Source organism: Mammaliicoccus sp. JADD-157 (assembly GCF_049310805.1).
Taxonomy (GTDB): Bacteria; Bacillota; Bacilli; order Staphylococcales; family Staphylococcaceae; genus Mammaliicoccus; species Mammaliicoccus lentus.
Window position 1 is genome coordinate 1,078,512 of sequence record NZ_JBMOVZ010000001.1, and the last position, 15,821, is coordinate 1,094,332.

General features: G+C 33.5%; 32 protein-coding genes. All 32 read left to right on the forward strand.

The genetic code is table 11. From position 1 onward, the window contains the following. Positions 1 to 40: 40 nt before the first annotated feature. The 32 genes from ACO6VN_RS05415 to ACO6VN_RS05570 all read left to right on the forward strand — a co-directional run bounded on the left by ACO6VN_RS05415 (position 41) and on the right by ACO6VN_RS05570 (position 15,802). Positions 41 to 337, forward strand: coding sequence for a hypothetical protein (locus ACO6VN_RS05415; RefSeq protein WP_422404334.1), 297 nt, complete (start codon positions 41 to 43; stop codon positions 335 to 337). 12 nt (positions 338 to 349) lie between these two features. Then, positions 350 to 724 (forward strand): hypothetical protein, encoded by a 375-nt coding sequence (locus ACO6VN_RS05420; RefSeq protein WP_135032708.1) that lies wholly within the window; start codon positions 350 to 352, stop codon positions 722 to 724. Between the two features lie 2 nt (positions 725 to 726). Then, positions 727 to 948, forward strand: a complete 222-nt coding sequence (locus ACO6VN_RS05425; RefSeq protein WP_135032710.1) for a hypothetical protein — start codon at positions 727 to 729, stop codon at positions 946 to 948. 12 nt (positions 949 to 960) lie between these two features. Further along, positions 961 to 1,203 carry a hypothetical protein gene (locus ACO6VN_RS05430; RefSeq protein ID WP_135032712.1) on the forward strand — a complete coding sequence of 81 codons (243 nt, stop codon included), beginning with the start codon at positions 961 to 963 and terminating at the stop codon, positions 1,201 to 1,203. Continuing rightward, positions 1,196 to 1,789 (forward strand): HNH endonuclease signature motif containing protein, encoded by a 594-nt coding sequence (locus ACO6VN_RS05435; protein WP_135032714.1) that lies wholly within the window; start codon positions 1,196 to 1,198, stop codon positions 1,787 to 1,789. Before ACO6VN_RS05430 ends, ACO6VN_RS05435 begins: the two co-directional genes overlap by 8 nt. A gap of 10 nt (positions 1,790 to 1,799) precedes the next feature. Then, entirely contained in the window at positions 1,800 to 2,027 is a 228-nt protein-coding gene (locus ACO6VN_RS05440; protein ID WP_422404335.1) for a DUF3269 family protein, read from the forward strand. Continuing rightward, positions 2,024 to 2,272, forward strand: coding sequence for a hypothetical protein (locus ACO6VN_RS05445; protein WP_422404336.1), 249 nt, complete (start codon positions 2,024 to 2,026; stop codon positions 2,270 to 2,272). The genes ACO6VN_RS05440 and ACO6VN_RS05445 overlap by 4 nt, the downstream gene beginning before the upstream one ends. Positions 2,273 to 2,283: 11 nt before the next feature. Next, positions 2,284 to 2,514, forward strand: coding sequence for a hypothetical protein (locus ACO6VN_RS05450; protein WP_422404337.1), 231 nt, complete (start codon positions 2,284 to 2,286; stop codon positions 2,512 to 2,514). 2 nt (positions 2,515 to 2,516) lie between these two features. Continuing rightward, the gene (locus tag ACO6VN_RS05455; protein WP_422404338.1) at positions 2,517 to 2,780 is read left to right on the forward strand and encodes a hypothetical protein; all 264 of its coding nucleotides are present in this window, start codon (positions 2,517 to 2,519) and stop codon (positions 2,778 to 2,780) included. Next, positions 2,777 to 3,262 carry a dUTPase gene (locus tag ACO6VN_RS05460; RefSeq protein ID WP_422404339.1) on the forward strand — a complete coding sequence of 162 codons (486 nt, stop codon included), beginning with the start codon at positions 2,777 to 2,779 and terminating at the stop codon, positions 3,260 to 3,262. Before ACO6VN_RS05455 ends, ACO6VN_RS05460 begins: the two co-directional genes overlap by 4 nt. Further along, a complete protein-coding gene (locus ACO6VN_RS05465) occupies positions 3,263 to 3,769 on the forward strand; it encodes a dUTP pyrophosphatase (protein ID WP_422404340.1) in 507 nt (168 codons plus the stop codon). An 85-nt stretch (positions 3,770 to 3,854) separates the two neighbouring features. Next, positions 3,855 to 4,055: a hypothetical protein gene (locus ACO6VN_RS05470; protein ID WP_422404341.1), complete on the forward strand. Its 201-nt coding sequence runs from the start codon at positions 3,855 to 3,857 to the stop codon at positions 4,053 to 4,055. Next, positions 4,052 to 4,345, forward strand: a complete 294-nt coding sequence (locus tag ACO6VN_RS05475; protein WP_353805002.1) for a hypothetical protein — start codon at positions 4,052 to 4,054, stop codon at positions 4,343 to 4,345. Before ACO6VN_RS05470 ends, ACO6VN_RS05475 begins: the two co-directional genes overlap by 4 nt. Before the next feature lie 92 nt (positions 4,346 to 4,437). After that, positions 4,438 to 4,668 carry a thioredoxin family protein gene (locus ACO6VN_RS05480; RefSeq protein WP_353805001.1) on the forward strand — a complete coding sequence of 77 codons (231 nt, stop codon included), beginning with the start codon at positions 4,438 to 4,440 and terminating at the stop codon, positions 4,666 to 4,668. A 13-nt stretch (positions 4,669 to 4,681) separates the two neighbouring features. Continuing rightward, positions 4,682 to 4,897, forward strand: a complete 216-nt coding sequence (locus tag ACO6VN_RS05485) for a hypothetical protein (protein ID WP_422404342.1) — start codon at positions 4,682 to 4,684, stop codon at positions 4,895 to 4,897. 16 nt (positions 4,898 to 4,913) lie between these two features. Continuing rightward, positions 4,914 to 5,066, forward strand: coding sequence for a hypothetical protein (locus ACO6VN_RS05490; protein ID WP_353804999.1), 153 nt, complete (start codon positions 4,914 to 4,916; stop codon positions 5,064 to 5,066). Positions 5,067 to 5,070: 4 nt separating this feature from the next. Next, complete coding sequence (locus ACO6VN_RS05495; RefSeq protein WP_192808299.1) at positions 5,071 to 5,268, forward strand: hypothetical protein; 198 nt, start codon at positions 5,071 to 5,073, stop codon at positions 5,266 to 5,268. Then, the gene (locus ACO6VN_RS05500) at positions 5,269 to 5,763 is read left to right on the forward strand and encodes a Holliday junction resolvase RecU (protein ID WP_216683177.1); all 495 of its coding nucleotides are present in this window, start codon (positions 5,269 to 5,271) and stop codon (positions 5,761 to 5,763) included. Between the two features lie 26 nt (positions 5,764 to 5,789). Beyond that, complete coding sequence (locus tag ACO6VN_RS05505) at positions 5,790 to 6,194, forward strand: hypothetical protein (RefSeq protein WP_216683178.1); 405 nt, start codon at positions 5,790 to 5,792, stop codon at positions 6,192 to 6,194. A gap of 263 nt (positions 6,195 to 6,457) precedes the next feature. Further along, on the forward strand, positions 6,458 to 7,117 hold the full coding sequence (locus tag ACO6VN_RS05510) for a hypothetical protein (protein ID WP_216683179.1): 660 nt from the start codon (positions 6,458 to 6,460) through the stop codon (positions 7,115 to 7,117). A 30-nt stretch (positions 7,118 to 7,147) separates the two neighbouring features. Beyond that, positions 7,148 to 7,333: a hypothetical protein gene (locus tag ACO6VN_RS05515; RefSeq protein ID WP_422404343.1), complete on the forward strand. Its 186-nt coding sequence runs from the start codon at positions 7,148 to 7,150 to the stop codon at positions 7,331 to 7,333. Positions 7,334 to 7,466: 133 nt separating this feature from the next. Next, positions 7,467 to 7,898, forward strand: coding sequence for a terminase small subunit (locus ACO6VN_RS05520; RefSeq protein WP_216683181.1), 432 nt, complete (start codon positions 7,467 to 7,469; stop codon positions 7,896 to 7,898). Continuing rightward, complete coding sequence (locus ACO6VN_RS05525) at positions 7,895 to 9,175, forward strand: PBSX family phage terminase large subunit (RefSeq protein ID WP_422404344.1); 1,281 nt, start codon at positions 7,895 to 7,897, stop codon at positions 9,173 to 9,175. The genes ACO6VN_RS05520 and ACO6VN_RS05525 overlap by 4 nt, the downstream gene beginning before the upstream one ends. An 11-nt stretch (positions 9,176 to 9,186) precedes the next feature. Then, positions 9,187 to 10,803 (forward strand): hypothetical protein, encoded by a 1,617-nt coding sequence (locus tag ACO6VN_RS05530; protein ID WP_422404345.1) that lies wholly within the window; start codon positions 9,187 to 9,189, stop codon positions 10,801 to 10,803. A gap of 8 nt (positions 10,804 to 10,811) precedes the next feature. Continuing rightward, entirely contained in the window at positions 10,812 to 11,861 is a 1,050-nt protein-coding gene (locus ACO6VN_RS05535; protein WP_422404346.1) for a phage minor capsid protein, read from the forward strand. A gap of 224 nt (positions 11,862 to 12,085) precedes the next feature. After that, positions 12,086 to 12,697 carry a phage scaffolding protein gene (locus ACO6VN_RS05540; protein ID WP_422404347.1) on the forward strand — a complete coding sequence of 204 codons (612 nt, stop codon included), beginning with the start codon at positions 12,086 to 12,088 and terminating at the stop codon, positions 12,695 to 12,697. Positions 12,698 to 12,699: 2 nt separating this feature from the next. Next, positions 12,700 to 13,071, forward strand: a complete 372-nt coding sequence (locus ACO6VN_RS05545) for a hypothetical protein (RefSeq protein ID WP_016998708.1) — start codon at positions 12,700 to 12,702, stop codon at positions 13,069 to 13,071. Between the two features lie 39 nt (positions 13,072 to 13,110). Then, a complete protein-coding gene (locus tag ACO6VN_RS05550; protein WP_422404348.1) occupies positions 13,111 to 14,136 on the forward strand; it encodes a major capsid protein E in 1,026 nt (341 codons plus the stop codon). Between the two features lie 80 nt (positions 14,137 to 14,216). Then, positions 14,217 to 14,570 carry a hypothetical protein gene (locus ACO6VN_RS05555; protein WP_422404349.1) on the forward strand — a complete coding sequence of 118 codons (354 nt, stop codon included), beginning with the start codon at positions 14,217 to 14,219 and terminating at the stop codon, positions 14,568 to 14,570. Next, positions 14,567 to 14,905 (forward strand): hypothetical protein, encoded by a 339-nt coding sequence (locus ACO6VN_RS05560; protein WP_422404350.1) that lies wholly within the window; start codon positions 14,567 to 14,569, stop codon positions 14,903 to 14,905. Before ACO6VN_RS05555 ends, ACO6VN_RS05560 begins: the two co-directional genes overlap by 4 nt. Beyond that, positions 14,906 to 15,391 (forward strand): HK97 gp10 family phage protein, encoded by a 486-nt coding sequence (locus ACO6VN_RS05565; RefSeq protein WP_422404351.1) that lies wholly within the window; start codon positions 14,906 to 14,908, stop codon positions 15,389 to 15,391. Next, on the forward strand, positions 15,392 to 15,802 hold the full coding sequence (locus tag ACO6VN_RS05570; protein ID WP_016998713.1) for a hypothetical protein: 411 nt from the start codon (positions 15,392 to 15,394) through the stop codon (positions 15,800 to 15,802). Positions 15,803 to 15,821 lie beyond the last annotated feature (19 nt).

Sequence of the window (15,821 nt, forward strand, 5' to 3'; positions counted from 1 at the left end):
TTAATTAGAACATATCCTTTATTCGATACGAGGTGGAGAAATGACAGCTACGATATTTAAATTATCCGAAGCAGTTAAACAAAACTATAAACTAAAACGTCCATTAATAGACCAATTTAAGACGTTTTTAAAGAGTATTAAACAATCTGGTCACTATATCAGTGATACAGACGCATTACAGTGGTTTTTGAGAAAAAATGACGTATACGGTTTTATCCTATACGTCGGATTAACTACTGAAAATGAAATGAGAGTAACAATGTCAGTTGAAAAACATAGACTTATATCAAATCGACAGAATTTAAATAAATTAAACGACCAAATTTATAGAGATTAGGAGTAGTTGAACATGTTAAATAATATACCAATTCGTTATAAACAACCATTACATGAAGACAATATACTGATTGCAGAAAATAATAATATTCCCCTAGTGATATATAAGTCCAGAATCCTAAACGGCTGGACTATAGATGAGGCCATTAATGTGTTTCCAATGTCAGAAGAACTAGCCAAAAATCATCTTAAAAGTGATGATTTGAAGTTTACCGGCAATCATTTGAAAAGCTTAGAAGAAATTTTAAAACACGAAGAAAGTAACAGAAGAATTGAATATAAAAAGAAGTATGCGAAACCAAAACCATGGTTAGACAAGTATCCTCAAGTAACTGAATTTGGAGATTATGCTCAAAAGTTATTTAAAGATTGTTGTGGGAGTTGGTAAGTATGATTACGAAAGTGTATGACGATAAATCTTGTTATGAAGTCGGACAATACGGTGTTGGCAATATCACAGAATGGCGAGTAAACGTTGATGTCGTTGATATATATAGAATAGCTGATGAAAACGGAAAATTATTAGCTTTTAAAGGTTTTATCAACAAGGATTACAAAATCGAACATACTGAAAAATTAACTAAAAAACAATTATCTATTTTTGATATATAGGAGGACAAAGACGTGAGAAACACATTAGGAGATTTAAATAACCACTTATTCGCTCAATTAGAGCGTTTGAGTGATGAAGATGTAAAAGGCGATGAATTAAAGCAAGAAATAAATAGATCTAAAGCAATAATGGGTGTAGCTAAAAATATTATCGATAACGGAAGTTTGGTATTAGAAAGTCAAAAATTCATGGACGATAGATTTAATGAGTCTAACGATTTACCTAAGATGTTGGACGGTGGTAAAAATGTCTAGGATTTATACAGAAGAACAAACTCAATTTATAAAAGATAACGTGAAAGGTACGCCATTTAAAAAGTTGGCTGAAATGTTTAATCAAAGATTTGGTACTAACAAAAGTGTTGGAACGATAAGTTCCTTTTGTGCAAGAAACAAATTAAATAATGGTTTAAACACTCAATTTAAAAAAGGACATCAATCTTGGAATAAAGGTGTTAAAGGACTTTATGCACCAGGTGTTGAAAAGGGATGGTTTAAAAAAGGCGATACACCTATAAATAAAAGACCAATTGGAAGCACTTTAGACGGAAAAGATGGATATGTACTTGTGAAAATAAAAGATAACGGTACACGTACTGAAATGTGGAGACCAAAACACGAACTGATTTGGGAAGAAATCAACGGTCCTAAACCAGATAATCATGTCATCATTTTTGCTGATGGAAACAAAAGAAATTTTGATATAGATAATCTAATTTTAATTAAGAGGTCTGAACTATTGAAACTCAATAGACAAAAATTGATATTTAGCAATCCTGAATTAACTAAAGCTGGATTAGGGTTTGTAAAGCTGCAAGAAAAGCTAATTGAAGTCGAATAGGAGTGAGCATATGGGACTACTAGAAAGATATCACTTATACAATGCAGAAGGTAAGAAAGTTATAACGGTTATACCTGGTAAAGATACAAATACTTTACTAGGAATGCCACAGACAGTATTTACAAGACAGAAACACCATTTCACAGACAGTGAATTGAAACAATTTAAAGCAGCACATGATTTGAAGTTGGAATTAGAACTGAATGATCAGTTAGATATATGGAGCATGTTGAAATGAAACGTTTCAAGTACTGTACTGATGAACAAATGGATAGAGCAGTTGAGAGTTACAAGCATGGTGGGAAAAGTAATTTGATATATGTACGTGTCTTCAATACAGGACAAGTTGAAACAATAGAAGTATTTCAAAATGACATTGGCATCGCAGTGTTTGATACAGAGCAAGAAATGTACGACTACTTTAATACAAGCAAACCATTAGTAAAAGATTTAGTGGATGGAAAACAAATGGAATTATTTTAGGAGGAAACAATATGCCGACAATCAAACACACACGAGAGTCAATTGCAGAGTTGGAACAAGAACGTGAGCAGTTTAAGAAACAACGTGATGAACTGATAGAGGATATACAAGCACAAAGAAATTTACTGAAAGAGTTCTCGAAGTTTATTGATTACAAATTATATATACATCCAGGCAATTGCACATATTTAAGTTATAGAAACGAACTAGATCAATTAGGCATATGTAAGGAGCGTGAGTGATTATGGGATATGAACACGAAAGATGGATAAAACACTTAATTGAACTTAGATTAATTACAGAAGGTTACAATCCTAACGAAGAAACTAAAGCAGTAGAAGAGCTTGAAGAAACTTACGCTAAGGCTAGAGCGTTTGACAAAATTAGAAACGTTGATAAGGACTTCTATAAAGAATATGGATATTACCCAAATGAAGAAGAATGGTGGTATGACGCAAGTAATATTATTGAAAAATACGAAGAATTACATGGAGGACGCAAACAATGAATAACCAACTAACAACAGATCAATTAAGAGAACTATTAGAAATACAAAAGAAATTTGACAGTAGAATACCGACACTTAACTTACAAGATAGCAAAGTAGCATATGTGGTTGAATTTTTTGAATGGTTTAACACATTAGAAACATTCAAGAATTGGAAGAAGAATCCAGGTAAGCCGTTAGATGTTCAGTTAGATGAATTAGCAGACATGTTAGCGTTTGGGTTAAGTATTACCAATCAATCAAAAAGTGATATTAATGACATATTAGATTATATCGAAGATGGAGATTACGACCATTACATTAAAAAAACAAATGTAGACTTCGGTGATATGGATGTAGTTGATGAATTAATGAGTGATATGGACGAAATATATAACGGGTGGTTCACTAATAACTTATTCATGCCATTTGCAATTGCTAATCATTACTACTCAATCGAGCAACTCATACAAGCATACAAAAAGAAAACGGAGGACAAATAAATGAATAACCTAAACATCAAATTACTATCAGACAACGCAACAACACCAACAAGAGCATACGGTGTGAGTGCTGGATTAGATATATATGCAGCTGAAACAGTTGTGATTGAACCACAAGAAAAGATATTACTTGCTACAGATATAGCAGTAGACATTCCAGAGGGTTATGTAGGGCTATTAACTAGCAGAAGTGGTGTAAGTAGTAAGACACATTTAGTCGTTGAAACTGGGGAGATAGACGCAGGATATAACGGTCATGTGAAAGTGAATATTAAGAATGACGAACAACAAACAAATGAAATAGGGTTACATTTCAATGGTGTAGATGGCAAGCCGTTAGAAACTACAAATAATCATGTTTTCTTGAGAACATACAAAATCAACAAAGGCGACAAAATAGCACAGTTGGTTATCGTGCCAATCGTTACACCAGAAGTAAATGTAGTAGAGGAGTTTGAGAGTGAAAGTGAAAGAGGGACGAATGGTTTTGGATCAAGTGGATATTAAGGGTGGCGAAAGCTCCCCAGACATCCTAGAACGAGTGAGAGAGGTACTGGGAAGATAACCCACACTTATTAGAGGAGGAATAACATTGTATGAACTAAAAGAATTTAGAGATGAGACGGTAAATAATTTAGACGTTGAAAATAAAGCGGTGAATCTTGTTAATAAGTTTATTAAGGATAACAACATTAAAGAATGGTATGTAGAAAGCTACCACGTTGTGAGATATGAACAAATTAACCTAGATAGAACATACATCTTAATTAGGTATAAGGAGGACATACAATGAAATATTTAATCACATTATCACTAGCAGCATTAACACTATACGTATTCATCAAACGCACATATAAGTATGCGACTGTGCAAGATGAAGTTGACCAAGTGGGCATAGGAAAATGGACAAATAACCCATCTGAAATACCTGAGTTACAAGCAGGAGATATTGTTGAACATAGTTATACACCTGAGAATGGAATAGAAAGCAGAATTTTAAGAACAGAGCCACCAATCGACTATGAAAATACACAAGCCTACAAGGACAATGAAGTATGGTTCAGTGGAATGGGGCGAAGCTGATGATCATATTCATGACACTATTAACCGTGATTATTATATATCTTGTCGTAGTAGCTGTGGGGGAGTAACCAAACTTAAGGAGAGAATAAATAATGAAAAATATATACATGTTCAGCACAACACACTGTACAAAGTGTCCGATGGTTAAAGAAGCATTGAGTAATAAAAATATCGAGGTAACAATGGTTAATCCAGAAGAAACGCCAGAGTTGGCTATGAAATATATAGTTATGACAGTACCAACAATTGTAGACACTAGAGATGGTAAAGAAGATAAGTATACAGGACAGGAACAATGTCTAGGGTTCGTTAATACATTGTAGGAGGGAAATTAACATGATAGACAATTTCTTAGTTATGGCAACGGATAAATGTTATTTCGCAGCAGATGTAGATTTAATACCTGGGTGGGATATAGATTATATAGACGCAAGAGTAACAAAGAGATTAAACTCAGCTATAACTTTTAAAGAATACGAAGATGCAGAACATTTCACGAGTATATACGGTGGAAAAATAAAGAAGACAAAAATTGAAGATATAACATTTTAAATAGGAGGTAAGTAACATGTGGATTATATTAACGATACTATTAGCAATAACATGTATGTGGTTGATTAAAGTTAACAAAGATTTGATTGATAGAAATGAACTTTTGTTAGCTGAAATGTTAGTCGAAAAAATAGAAGAACATGAAAAGAACAATAACAAAGGAGAGTGAGATGGTGGAAGCTAAAGAAATAAAAGAGTTATTCCATATGTGTATTATAGATACCGACAGAGAAACAGCTGGTAAAGTTTATGTTATATATCCAACACATGTAAAGTTAGATAACACCCGTATATTTAAGCACATAACAGAGACTGGACATTTGTTATCGGAAGGATTTAAAAACAGACACTTTATTGAATGGGGCGATTAATTGAATAGAAAACAGGCTAATCGTGGTAAATGGTTTGAAACAGTTATAGGCAACGTAAACAGGGTTTATAAGCACAAAGGTATAGCAATCATTGATAAAGTAGCAACGCCTATTAGTTATAACACCAGAACAGGTAAAGCACGCTATCAAGAAAAGAGTACCGTTGATTTTGTGGGTTGCGATAACAAAGGTAGATACATAGCCTTTGATACGAAAGAAGTGAGAATAAAGAATTTACCTTTTAAAAATGTGAGTGATCATCAAGTTAAGTATTTGACCGATACTAAGAAAATGGGTGCTGAAGCATTCTTACTTGTATTATTCAGATTCAATGACAGTTGTTTTAAATTAGATATAGACCAATTCATTGATTTCAAGAAACAAAATGAACGAAAAAGCATACCATATGAATGGTTTGAAGAACATGCCGAATTAGTTAGGAGTGGTAATGGCGTAATTTACGACTATTTACATGATGTTGACCACATCAAATAACTAAACTAATCGGAGGAATTGAACACATGACTTATTCGACTAAACAAGTATTAAAATTGATTGAGGAATACCAAACAAATGTTAGAGCGATTGCTAATCTAAAGAAAGAATATTTAGGGACTGTAATAGGTGGTAATATAGCACAATATGGTATTGAATCAACTATGCCTAAAGCAGTAGGTGAAACATCTGATCCAGTGTATAGAGAATTCGTAAGATTGACTAAACAAGATAAAGTTATTAGAAAATATGAGAATAAGGTGATTTATATCCAAAACAGATGGGATAGAGTTATAGATGACACTATGGAAACTATCTTACATCAAAGGTTATCTGGAGTAAGTTGTAGAGAAATTGGAAACAACTTAGAAATGAGTACAGGGAAAATACATCAAAAATTAAATGAGATTGCTGAAATTATGACTGATTGAATGAAATGAACATATTGAACGAAATGAACAATATGAACAGATTAGTTAAAGTAGAGTGAGATATTGTAAAATGTGGGTAGGAGTGGACGGCAACTTTCAATCAGACAAACTAGTTAAGTTTGCTCGTCGCACTACACAGCCTTACGGCTATTTTCCATATCCTTTCTATAATCCTATATATTAATTAAATCCATCTGGCTTTTGCTAGGTGGATTTCGTATAATTAGATTGCATTTAATTAATTTGGGAAATGGGGAATGGATATGAGGACACAATTTCAATTTGAATCTACTGACCTCTTTTGGGGGTTATATCCTGACAAGAATATTGAGGAAATGGTATTTGATTTAACAAAGATATTTGATGATAATATGTTCATTTTAACCAAAGCAAAAGGTTATTATAAAGAAGCATATAATAAGTACAAAGAAGAAGGGGCTGAAAATTGGCCCGAAAACTCTATTGACGTTATTTATCATTTAAATATGCTGGTTAGAATGGTGAATACACTGGATGATATTATAATTAAGTTAACTGTAAACACTTTTATATTACATAGTGATAATCCTGATTGGAAACCCAAGAAGAAAGTTGGTAAATCTGGAGCTTTTTATGATAATCATATAAATGATAGTAAATATCCAGAAAAGCCTTCCGAAGCTAATAGGTATACTAGGTCATTGAGGAATTATATTACTCATGATGGAGATATCTTATTGCAGCATGATTTCGTAACTGTCGAAAAAAATGGTGTAGAGTTAAAAGCTTTGTTTGGAAAAGAAGGATACTATGAACATAATTTGAAAAAATTTGAGGAAGTTTATCAAAAAGTGGATAGCGATATTGAGAAAATCCTTGAGGGTAGAGATAAGCTCGAAAAATTACTAATAGATAAGTTACCTATAAAAATCAACACTCACTAACGTGGGTGTTTTTTATTTGGAGTTGAACATATGAGAGTAATGATAGTAGTATCAGGTGTTTTAAAAGGTATTAGAAAAGTGAATAATGATTGTCACTTAATTGCGATGATTAAGAGATTAAAGAACAATGCTAACGCAAGTAAAGTATTAATTGATTATGATCCAATTGTTAAAGGCGATAAAGATTACGATATAGAAGTAGAGTTGATTACATGATGAGTTTTAAATATGTGATTAACTCTAATTTTTATATACAAGCACATTTACTTTTGGTAATTATGAAAGTATTTGAAGTTGAGAAATTAAAATAAATTAAAGTTTAGTAACGTGAGAGTTGGTGGTAGATGAAATGAAACTTACAAGAAAACAAGAAATGTTTGCTAATGAGTATATTAGAACAGGTAACGCTTATCAGTCGGCAGTTAACGCTGGTTATAGTCATAACTATGCTAAAGGGAACGTTGTAAAATTATTGGAAAATGTGAGTGTTAAATCTTATATTGATGCAAGACTAGAAGAATTAAGAAAAGAAAGTATTGCTGAACAAGATGAGATACTACAGTATTTAACGTCAGTCATGAGAGGTAAAGAACAAGACGAGGAATTAATGCTTGTCCCTACCGGTGACTTTATGAGTGAAGTAGAAAGACATGAGAAACGTGCTGATATTGTTGCTAGAACTAAAGCTGCTGAATTGTTAGGTAAACGCTATGCTATGTGGACTGAAAAGCAAGAAGTTGAACATAGTGGGGCAGTTACGTTTGTAGATGATATTGAATGACAAATGTAAAGAAACTATCTGAACTGTTACCTAAAGAATTTCATAAGACGTGGAAAGCATCTATAGACCCACAAGTACTACACATCATTGAAAAGGGTGGACGTGGTAGTGGTAAGTCTACAGACATTGCAATTATCATAATTCAAATGATTATGAGATATCCAGTTAACGCAGTGTGTATTCGTAAAGTTGATAACACAATCGAGTTATCTATTTATGAACAGTTGAAATGGGCTATTAGTCATCAAGGTGTTTCACATCTGTTTAAAGTAACTAAATCGCCTATGAGGATAACTTATATTCCTAGAGGTAATTACATTGCTTTTAGAGGTGCTAAAGACCCAGAAAGAATCAAGTCATTGAAAGATGCTAACTTTCCATTCGCTATTGGTTGGATAGAAGAATTAGCAGAATTTAAAACAGAAGATGAAGTAAAGACCATCACTAACTCATTATTACGTGGAGAGTTGGACGATGGTCTTTTTTATAAATTCTTTTACAGTTACAACCCACCTAAGAGAAAACAATCATGGGTGAATAAGAAATACGAATCATCATTTCAGCCTAACAATACATTCGTTCATCATAGTACTTATAAAGACAATCAACATATCTCACAACAATTCGTTGAAGAAGCAGAAGCAACTAAGATGAAAAGTGAAATGAGATATAGATGGGAGTACTTAGGAGAAGCAATAGGTAGTGGTGTTGTACCGTTTGATAATTTACAAATTGAAACAATACCCGATGAGTTGTACAGCTCATTCGATAACATACGTAACGCCGTTGACTTTGGTTATGCAACAGATCCATTGGCGTTTGTTAGATGGCATTATGATAAAAAGAAAAATGTTATTTACGCAGTTGATGAATACTATGGGCAAAAGATATCTAACCGTGAGTTAGCTAAATGGTTAACCCGTAAGAAATATCAGTCAGATACAATCTTTGCTGATAGCGCAGAGCCTAAGAGTATTGATGAACTAAAGAATGAGCATGATATCAAACGTATTAAAGGTGTTAAGAAAGGTCCAGACAGCGTTGAATACGGAGAGCAATGGCTTGATGATTTAGACGCAATTATTATAGATCCAAATAGAACACCTAACATAGCAAAAGAGTTTGAGAACATAGATTACGAAACTGATAAAGACGGTAACCCTAAACCAAGATTAGAAGATAAAGATAACCATACGATTGATGCTACTAGATATGCCTTTAGTGAAGACATGAAGAAGAAACCTAAGGCTATGATTTCATCAACAACAATGTGGTAAGGAGGTAGACAATGACAGAATTAAAAACATTTTCACAAGAAGATATATTAAATACACATGGCGATATGTTTTTATATAGAGATTTGTATGATGGTTTCCACTCAAAGTTATTTGATAGAGCGAAGAACTTAATAGCTAATGGAGAGATAGTTGACCGTATTGAATATGGAGAAGTAAAAGCACAGAACGTTCAGACACCATACATCGTGGTTAACATTTGTAAGATGATTGTTGATATCCCAACATTGTTCATTACTAGATCGATGGGTAAGTTACAAACCAATTACCCTATTAATGAGATTGAAGATGATGAAGACTTCGAAACTGATGAACAGCATATCGAGGGAACGAATGACGATACATTCAACAGCGAACTGTTTGACTTACAACAAGAAACACTTGAGCAAATCGAAGTCAATTCAAACTTTAACAAACATCATGGTATGAATATAAAGCAATGGCAAATAGATGGTGGCATTGTTGCAGTACCTGAACTTGTGAATGGACAAGTTAAACTATCGTTCAAAGAACGTAATGTGTATTACGAATTAGAAGATGGTAAGACATATCAGCTAAGATATATTGTTGATCGTGAAGAAGAAAAATACGTCCATGTTCACGAAGAAGTAGAAGGCACAGACGAATTAACAGGTAGTCATACAGTTTACAAGATGGATGATAACGGAGACCTACAACTTGTTGATGATGAAGAAATCATATTCGATATAACAAAGTTAGAAAGAGACCAACGACAATACGTTTTAAAGGGTCGTAAGCGAACGTTGTTTGTTTACCTACCATTCAATCCAACATTCATGAATCAGTACGGTAGAAGTACGCTAATGGGTCAAGAAGGTAAACAAGATGAAGTTAACTGGACAATGACCAGAACAGCACAAGTATTTGAACGTAATGGTAAGCCTAGAATATCTGTATCAAAAGAAGTTATGGATAGATTAATCCAAGTGTCCCAAGAAAGATATGGTGTAGATAATAAGTTCGACCATCGAGATTTAGAAGTCACAACGATTGATGAGGAAGGTCGTTCACTAGAAATACATCAGATTGATATTGCTAAGATTGGCGACATTTCTTACGTGAAAGACATTATCAAAATGATGTTAATGGAAACACAGACGAGTGAGAAAGCAATCGACTTCTTTACATCAGAAGGCTCACAAGCACAATCTGGTACTGCTAAGTTTTACGACTTATTCTTATCTATTATGAAATCTGAACAAATGAGAGATGAATATGTAGAGTTCATTCAACAAGGCGTTGAGAACTGTATGTGGTTACTTAACCAAGATAATCCAGACATCATTATTGAGAAACCAATCATCGTTCAAAAAGATATGATGCCAGTTACTTCAAAAGAAACAACAACAATCAATAACCAAAGTTATGCAGCAGGTACGCAATCACTTGAACAAACAGTTCGTAATAATAATCCAGATAAATCTGAAGAATGGATTATGGAAGAAGTTGAAAAGATTGAAGGAGAAAGAACTTCACAAGACAGCATGTCGTTGTTCAGAGGTAATATGACAGGGCTAAATTTCAATGACAACCAAGACGAAGAGGAAGAAATAAATCCAGTTGAAGAAGAACTAAAAGAATTGGAGTAGGTGATTAAATGAAACTAGAACAAATAAAGCCTACAGTTGAATTCCTACAGAATGAAATATTAAAGCTTATACAAAATGTTGACCTAACAAGTGATAAAGAAAAACAAATCATGTTTAGGAACATTGAGGATTTAATTAATCAGTTTGGAACAGACGTAATAGAGTTTGTTGAACCTGAACTTGCTAAGATTTACGAAAGAGAATTGAAGTTAGCAACTAATCAATTACAGAAACAAGGTATTTCATTATCAAACGAACTCAATTCACAAGTTCATCTTGGTGCTTTAGCAAACATCACAAGCGATACAATGATGGATTTAGAAGCAGCATTCAGACAAGCGTATATCACAACAGTAAGTACAATCAACGAAACATTAAAGGAAGTGCAATCAGATATTTCTAGAGGTATCTTATACGGTCAAAATCGTAGAAAGATAATTCAAAGGGTATCTGATTCTTTTGTCAATGGAGGTATGAAGTCATTTAGGACAATAGACAACAAGCTATTGCCTTTAGATTTCTATACAGAAACAGTTGTTAGAACGAAATTAAGCACTGCTAGAACACACGCTCATGTTAATCGATACTTACAAGCTGATAATGATTTAGTACATGTTGTAGGTGATTTAAATACATGTAGTGAGTGTGCTAAATATCGTGACAGAGTATTCTCATTAACTGGTAAGGATGATAGATTCCCACAATTAGACGTGAGAGATATCATTCCAGTACATCCTAACTGTAAATGTTCAGTTAGACCTTTTGTTATTGAACATAAGTCACAAGATGAAATCAATAAGTACGTTGCTAAAGGTAAAGACTTTAATCCTAATCTTGACCCACGTACCAAAAAGCAAAGAGAAAGTTATGAACGTGATCAACAATTAAAACGTAAAGCAAGAGAAGAAATGAAGAACTATAACAGTATCAAAGCAATACTAGGAGATGACGCACCTAAAACATTAGGGGCTTTTCGAAGAATGAAACGTGCTAACAGTACTGGTTATGTAAAGATGAGAAAGAAATTAAGAGTTGCTAGACAAGAAATGAAAGGATAGAAGTAAATTAAACCGACAGTCGTGAGATTGCCGGTTATTTTTGTGCCTAGCTTTTTTGCTAAACATGGCAGAAAGGATATGTGATCCACAAATATCTCATGACGGTGGTATTCCGTTTGACCTGTTTCGTAAGTCATTAAAAGACGATGTCGCAAGTACAAGCGATATTGTGCAAATCCATTCGGTGTCGAACATCGTTAACAAAACGTAAGGAGAGAATGAATATGAACAGAGAAACATTGAAAGCCTTAGAACTATCAGATGAACAAATAGATAAAGTAATGGCTGAACACGGTAAATCAGTAAGTGATAAACAATCACAAATTGATGAAACAAATAACAAAGTTAAAGAATTAGAGAATGACAAAGAGAGTTTATCTAAACAAGTTACAGCACTTGAAAAGAAAGCCAATGATTACAACTCACTTGAAGAGAAGAACAATCAACTTCAAGAAGAAATCAAAGACTACAAAGTTAAAGTAGCAACAAATGATTTAGATAAACAAATCTTAAAAGAAGTATCTAAAGACGCTCATGACCCAGACGATGTATTCTTATTTATCGATAAAGATAAATTCAATCGTGATGAAGAAACTGGAGAGATTACTAACTTTAATGATGTTATGCAAGAGTTACGTAGTTCAAAAGCTTATCTATTTAATCAATCTAGCACTACTGCTGGAAGTGAAAGCAACCCAGAAGGGAAAGAAGAAAAGTCAGGCAATCCCGAATACAAATCTGGGGGACAACAAGGCAATGGTAAGCAAAAATTTGATTATAGTAAACGTGGCAAAGAGCTTGCTGAATCAATCTATGGAAAAAATAAGGAGGAATAATAATGAATTTAAAACCTAAAGTAGTATCAGAAGATTTAGAGTTTCCAAGTTTCTTAAGAGATGCTAAAAATCTTGAATGGACAGTTGGTAACGTTACGTTAGACGCTTCCAAATTATCAAAAGGACAAGAGGTTAAAGGTGGAACTGCAGTATTTAAAAACACTGATTCAGGTTTCTATGAGTTAGTAGAAGAATCTACACCAGAAACAATGTCAGCAGCAGTTTTAACATCACGTTCAGTAACGATTGATGATGTTGAAGTTAATGAATCAGTACCAGCTTTACGTAAAGCATCTGTGTACGAGGAACTATTAACAGGTGTTACAGACAATTTCAAAAAAGCTACGCAAGGACGCATTACATTCGACGTGTAAGACGTCCTATTTTTATGCAAATTTAAGGAGGAATAATAAATGCCAAATATTACAGAACATTCAGATTTACAACAAGCTACATTACAATCGTTTGTAGAAAATGTTGAGCCACAACGTACTAGACGTTTAGAAAGTGTATTCCCAACTGAACAGACATTCGATATCAATGTTGTTTATGACATTATCGAGAAGACGGGAATTAAAGCAGCATCTATCATTGGATTTGATTCAGGTACACCATTAAGAGATAAAGGTTCAATTAAACAAGCAATGGCTAAGTTAACTAAAATTGCTCATGCTTATAATTACACAGAAGAAGAAATGTATAAGTATTTAAATCCACGTTCAACATCAGAGGTAGATGCTTTAATTCGTGATGTTTTAATTAGTGTCGGCGATTTAAAAGAAGGTGTTGAAGAAACAAAAGAACTTATCCGTGCTGGAATGGTTTATCGTGGAGAGTTCGATTATGAAGATCCAAAAACGAACGTTAGAATCAAATTCGATTTAGATTTAGATGATAACAATAAAATTTCAGCTGGAGATTTCTCTCGTGAAGATGTAAATCCATTAGAAGTATTACAAGAACAAATGGAAACATATAAAGACAATAACCGTCAAAAAGCACCTGCTTATATGGTTATGACTTCAAAAACGTTAGCTAAGATTAAACGTAATTCAAACGTTGTATTTGAAATCTATGGTAAAGATACAGGACGTCGTTTAGTCAAAGATTCAGATTTACTTGAAATGTTTAGTGAATTGAAACTACCTACACTAGAAATTGAAGATGGCCAAGTAACGATTGATGGTATTGAAGGAGATATCACCAAACAATTATTAGAAGATGACAAAGTTGTTATGCATGCTGACAAATTAGGTAAAACATTAGTTGGACCTGCAGCAGATAATAATTTTGCTATTGGTTTATATGCTGTAAGTGTTGTTTCTCAAGACCCAATTGGAGAGAAGACAATCGTTGGAGAAGTAGCAATGCCAGTATTACAAGATTTAAAAGGTATTTCTATTTTAACTGCAGATGAAAAAGCTGACGAAACGCCCTAAGAAACCCCAAAACGTTGAGGTAACAGCTAATGCTAAATCTGTTGTTATATCGGCAGAATAGGGGTAATTGAGGTGATAAAATGCTTAACATTGAAAAGGTAAGAAAATATATCGATGAAATGCCACCTAACGAGTTGATAGATGACATAGCAGAAAACTTACTTGATAAGTATATCTTTGACGCTTACGAGGATATCAATTCGTTATATCCAATGATAGACATCACTGAACGAATGATTGTTAAACAACTTTTGTACAAACTCGAAGGAGAATCAAATGGTTACGCTATGTTGAAAAGACAAGGTGTTGAGACACAAAAAATAAATGATGCTAGCGTAACGATGTCTGATAATCTACTTGATTCTTATGTTTTATTCCTGATTAATCAACAATTACAAACTAAATCTGTAGGTCATATAGGTAGATTAATATGATTATTTATAAAGATAAGGTCAATGTCATTGTGCCAATGGTCGATATGAATGGAAATCAGACGAAAGATGATTACGGTAAACCAGTAACTGAAAAGGTATCAACCAAAGCACACGTTAGATATAGTATTCAAAATATCTATAATGCTGATGGCGAAGAATACACGTCCGTTACACAAGTTTATATCCCTTTTTCTGATGCCACTTCGAATATCGATTTAAACGCCCGTATTGAGCATATAACACCTAAGAATACAAAAGTATTAGGACAAGTTAAAAAGCTTGAATATGGGCAAGATATATCGGGAAAAGCACACTTTGTTAAAGGATATATGTAGATGGCAGGAATTAAGTTCAATATTGAATGGGACGGACTTCGAGAATTACAAAATGAGTTTAGGACAATGAATAAACGTTTTAGCCTTATATTGCTAGATGAAATGGATAAAATCGGTTTAACTTGCGAAGATTATGCTAAAGCATTAGCTCCACGTGATAGTGGAGAACTAGAAGATAGTATTCATTCTACACAAGCAAGAGTAGAAGGTAGGTCATTCGTTGTTTATGTGGGAACGAACATGGAATATGCAACCTATGTTCACGAACTAAATAACGTTAGACCAGTTGGAGATAAATATGAACGTGGTGTGAAATATCCAAACTATTATATAAGAGGACGAGGAACAGGAACCCGTCAAAAACCAAATGTAAAAGGATATCAACCAGGTCGTAAATTTCTACAACATGCTGTTATTTTAACTGATAAACATTTCGAGCAAGCAATGGAGAGAGCGCTAGAACGTTTACTTGAGGGAGGTAGTTAGATGATCCAACGCGCTATTAAAAATATATTACAGGATAAATTACCTGACTTAGAGTGGACAGTGGATTACCATACTGCGCAATCAGAATTTGGTGTTGTCTATTATGATGGTGGTTATCCTCCTGATAGAAGTGATATGAAATCACATTTGATGAATTATCAAGTTGAAATCAGAAGTAAAAGTTTCGATAAAACTACTAATCGAGCATTTGATAGCTACAATGCTATACATGGTATAACAAACAAAGTAATGAAAGTACCTGTCTATGAAGATGGAGAGTTACTAAGAACAGACAAACATTTTGTTCAATACATTTATGCAGAATCGCCACCAATTAGAGTTGGCGTTAGCAATGACAATATGATTTATACAATAAACTTTTTAGCACTTATTTTGCCTTATTGCGAATGAGTGCTTTTTTAATACCCAA

What these genes read in the sequence shown, in the direction of transcription:
- ACO6VN_RS05455 (WP_422404338.1), top strand. Translation starts at nt 2,517, where the DNA reads ATGGGATATGAACACGAAAGATGGATAAAACACTTAATTGAACTTAGA.
- ACO6VN_RS05525 (WP_422404344.1), top strand. Translation starts at nt 7,895, where the DNA reads ATGACAAATGTAAAGAAACTATCTGAACTGTTACCTAAAGAATTTCAT.
- ACO6VN_RS05480 (WP_353805001.1), top strand. Translation starts at nt 4,438, where the DNA reads ATGAAAAATATATACATGTTCAGCACAACACACTGTACAAAGTGTCCG.
- ACO6VN_RS05520 (WP_216683181.1), top strand. Translation starts at nt 7,467, where the DNA reads ATGAAACTTACAAGAAAACAAGAAATGTTTGCTAATGAGTATATTAGA.
- ACO6VN_RS05435 (WP_135032714.1), top strand. Translation starts at nt 1,196, where the DNA reads ATGTCTAGGATTTATACAGAAGAACAAACTCAATTTATAAAAGATAAC.
- ACO6VN_RS05460 (WP_422404339.1), top strand. Translation starts at nt 2,777, where the DNA reads ATGAATAACCAACTAACAACAGATCAATTAAGAGAACTATTAGAAATA.
- ACO6VN_RS05570 (WP_016998713.1), top strand. Translation starts at nt 15,392, where the DNA reads ATGATCCAACGCGCTATTAAAAATATATTACAGGATAAATTACCTGAC.
- ACO6VN_RS05530 (WP_422404345.1), top strand. Translation starts at nt 9,187, where the DNA reads ATGACAGAATTAAAAACATTTTCACAAGAAGATATATTAAATACACAT.
- ACO6VN_RS05475 (WP_353805002.1), top strand. Translation starts at nt 4,052, where the DNA reads ATGAAATATTTAATCACATTATCACTAGCAGCATTAACACTATACGTA.
- ACO6VN_RS05440 (WP_422404335.1), top strand. Translation starts at nt 1,800, where the DNA reads ATGGGACTACTAGAAAGATATCACTTATACAATGCAGAAGGTAAGAAA.
- ACO6VN_RS05450 (WP_422404337.1), top strand. Translation starts at nt 2,284, where the DNA reads ATGCCGACAATCAAACACACACGAGAGTCAATTGCAGAGTTGGAACAA.
- ACO6VN_RS05490 (WP_353804999.1), top strand. Translation starts at nt 4,914, where the DNA reads ATGTGGATTATATTAACGATACTATTAGCAATAACATGTATGTGGTTG.
- ACO6VN_RS05565 (WP_422404351.1), top strand. Translation starts at nt 14,906, where the DNA reads ATGGCAGGAATTAAGTTCAATATTGAATGGGACGGACTTCGAGAATTA.
- ACO6VN_RS05445 (WP_422404336.1), top strand. Translation starts at nt 2,024, where the DNA reads ATGAAACGTTTCAAGTACTGTACTGATGAACAAATGGATAGAGCAGTT.
- ACO6VN_RS05415 (WP_422404334.1), top strand. Translation starts at nt 41, where the DNA reads ATGACAGCTACGATATTTAAATTATCCGAAGCAGTTAAACAAAACTAT.
- ACO6VN_RS05545 (WP_016998708.1), top strand. Translation starts at nt 12,700, where the DNA reads ATGAATTTAAAACCTAAAGTAGTATCAGAAGATTTAGAGTTTCCAAGT.
- ACO6VN_RS05535 (WP_422404346.1), top strand. Translation starts at nt 10,812, where the DNA reads ATGAAACTAGAACAAATAAAGCCTACAGTTGAATTCCTACAGAATGAA.
- ACO6VN_RS05540 (WP_422404347.1), top strand. Translation starts at nt 12,086, where the DNA reads ATGAACAGAGAAACATTGAAAGCCTTAGAACTATCAGATGAACAAATA.
- ACO6VN_RS05505 (WP_216683178.1), top strand. Translation starts at nt 5,790, where the DNA reads ATGACTTATTCGACTAAACAAGTATTAAAATTGATTGAGGAATACCAA.
- ACO6VN_RS05425 (WP_135032710.1), top strand. Translation starts at nt 727, where the DNA reads ATGATTACGAAAGTGTATGACGATAAATCTTGTTATGAAGTCGGACAA.
- ACO6VN_RS05485 (WP_422404342.1), top strand. Translation starts at nt 4,682, where the DNA reads ATGATAGACAATTTCTTAGTTATGGCAACGGATAAATGTTATTTCGCA.
- ACO6VN_RS05550 (WP_422404348.1), top strand. Translation starts at nt 13,111, where the DNA reads ATGCCAAATATTACAGAACATTCAGATTTACAACAAGCTACATTACAA.
- ACO6VN_RS05560 (WP_422404350.1), top strand. Translation starts at nt 14,567, where the DNA reads ATGATTATTTATAAAGATAAGGTCAATGTCATTGTGCCAATGGTCGAT.
- ACO6VN_RS05515 (WP_422404343.1), top strand. Translation starts at nt 7,148, where the DNA reads ATGAGAGTAATGATAGTAGTATCAGGTGTTTTAAAAGGTATTAGAAAA.
- ACO6VN_RS05510 (WP_216683179.1), top strand. Translation starts at nt 6,458, where the DNA reads ATGAGGACACAATTTCAATTTGAATCTACTGACCTCTTTTGGGGGTTA.
- ACO6VN_RS05465 (WP_422404340.1), top strand. Translation starts at nt 3,263, where the DNA reads ATGAATAACCTAAACATCAAATTACTATCAGACAACGCAACAACACCA.
- ACO6VN_RS05420 (WP_135032708.1), top strand. Translation starts at nt 350, where the DNA reads ATGTTAAATAATATACCAATTCGTTATAAACAACCATTACATGAAGAC.
- ACO6VN_RS05555 (WP_422404349.1), top strand. Translation starts at nt 14,217, where the DNA reads ATGCTTAACATTGAAAAGGTAAGAAAATATATCGATGAAATGCCACCT.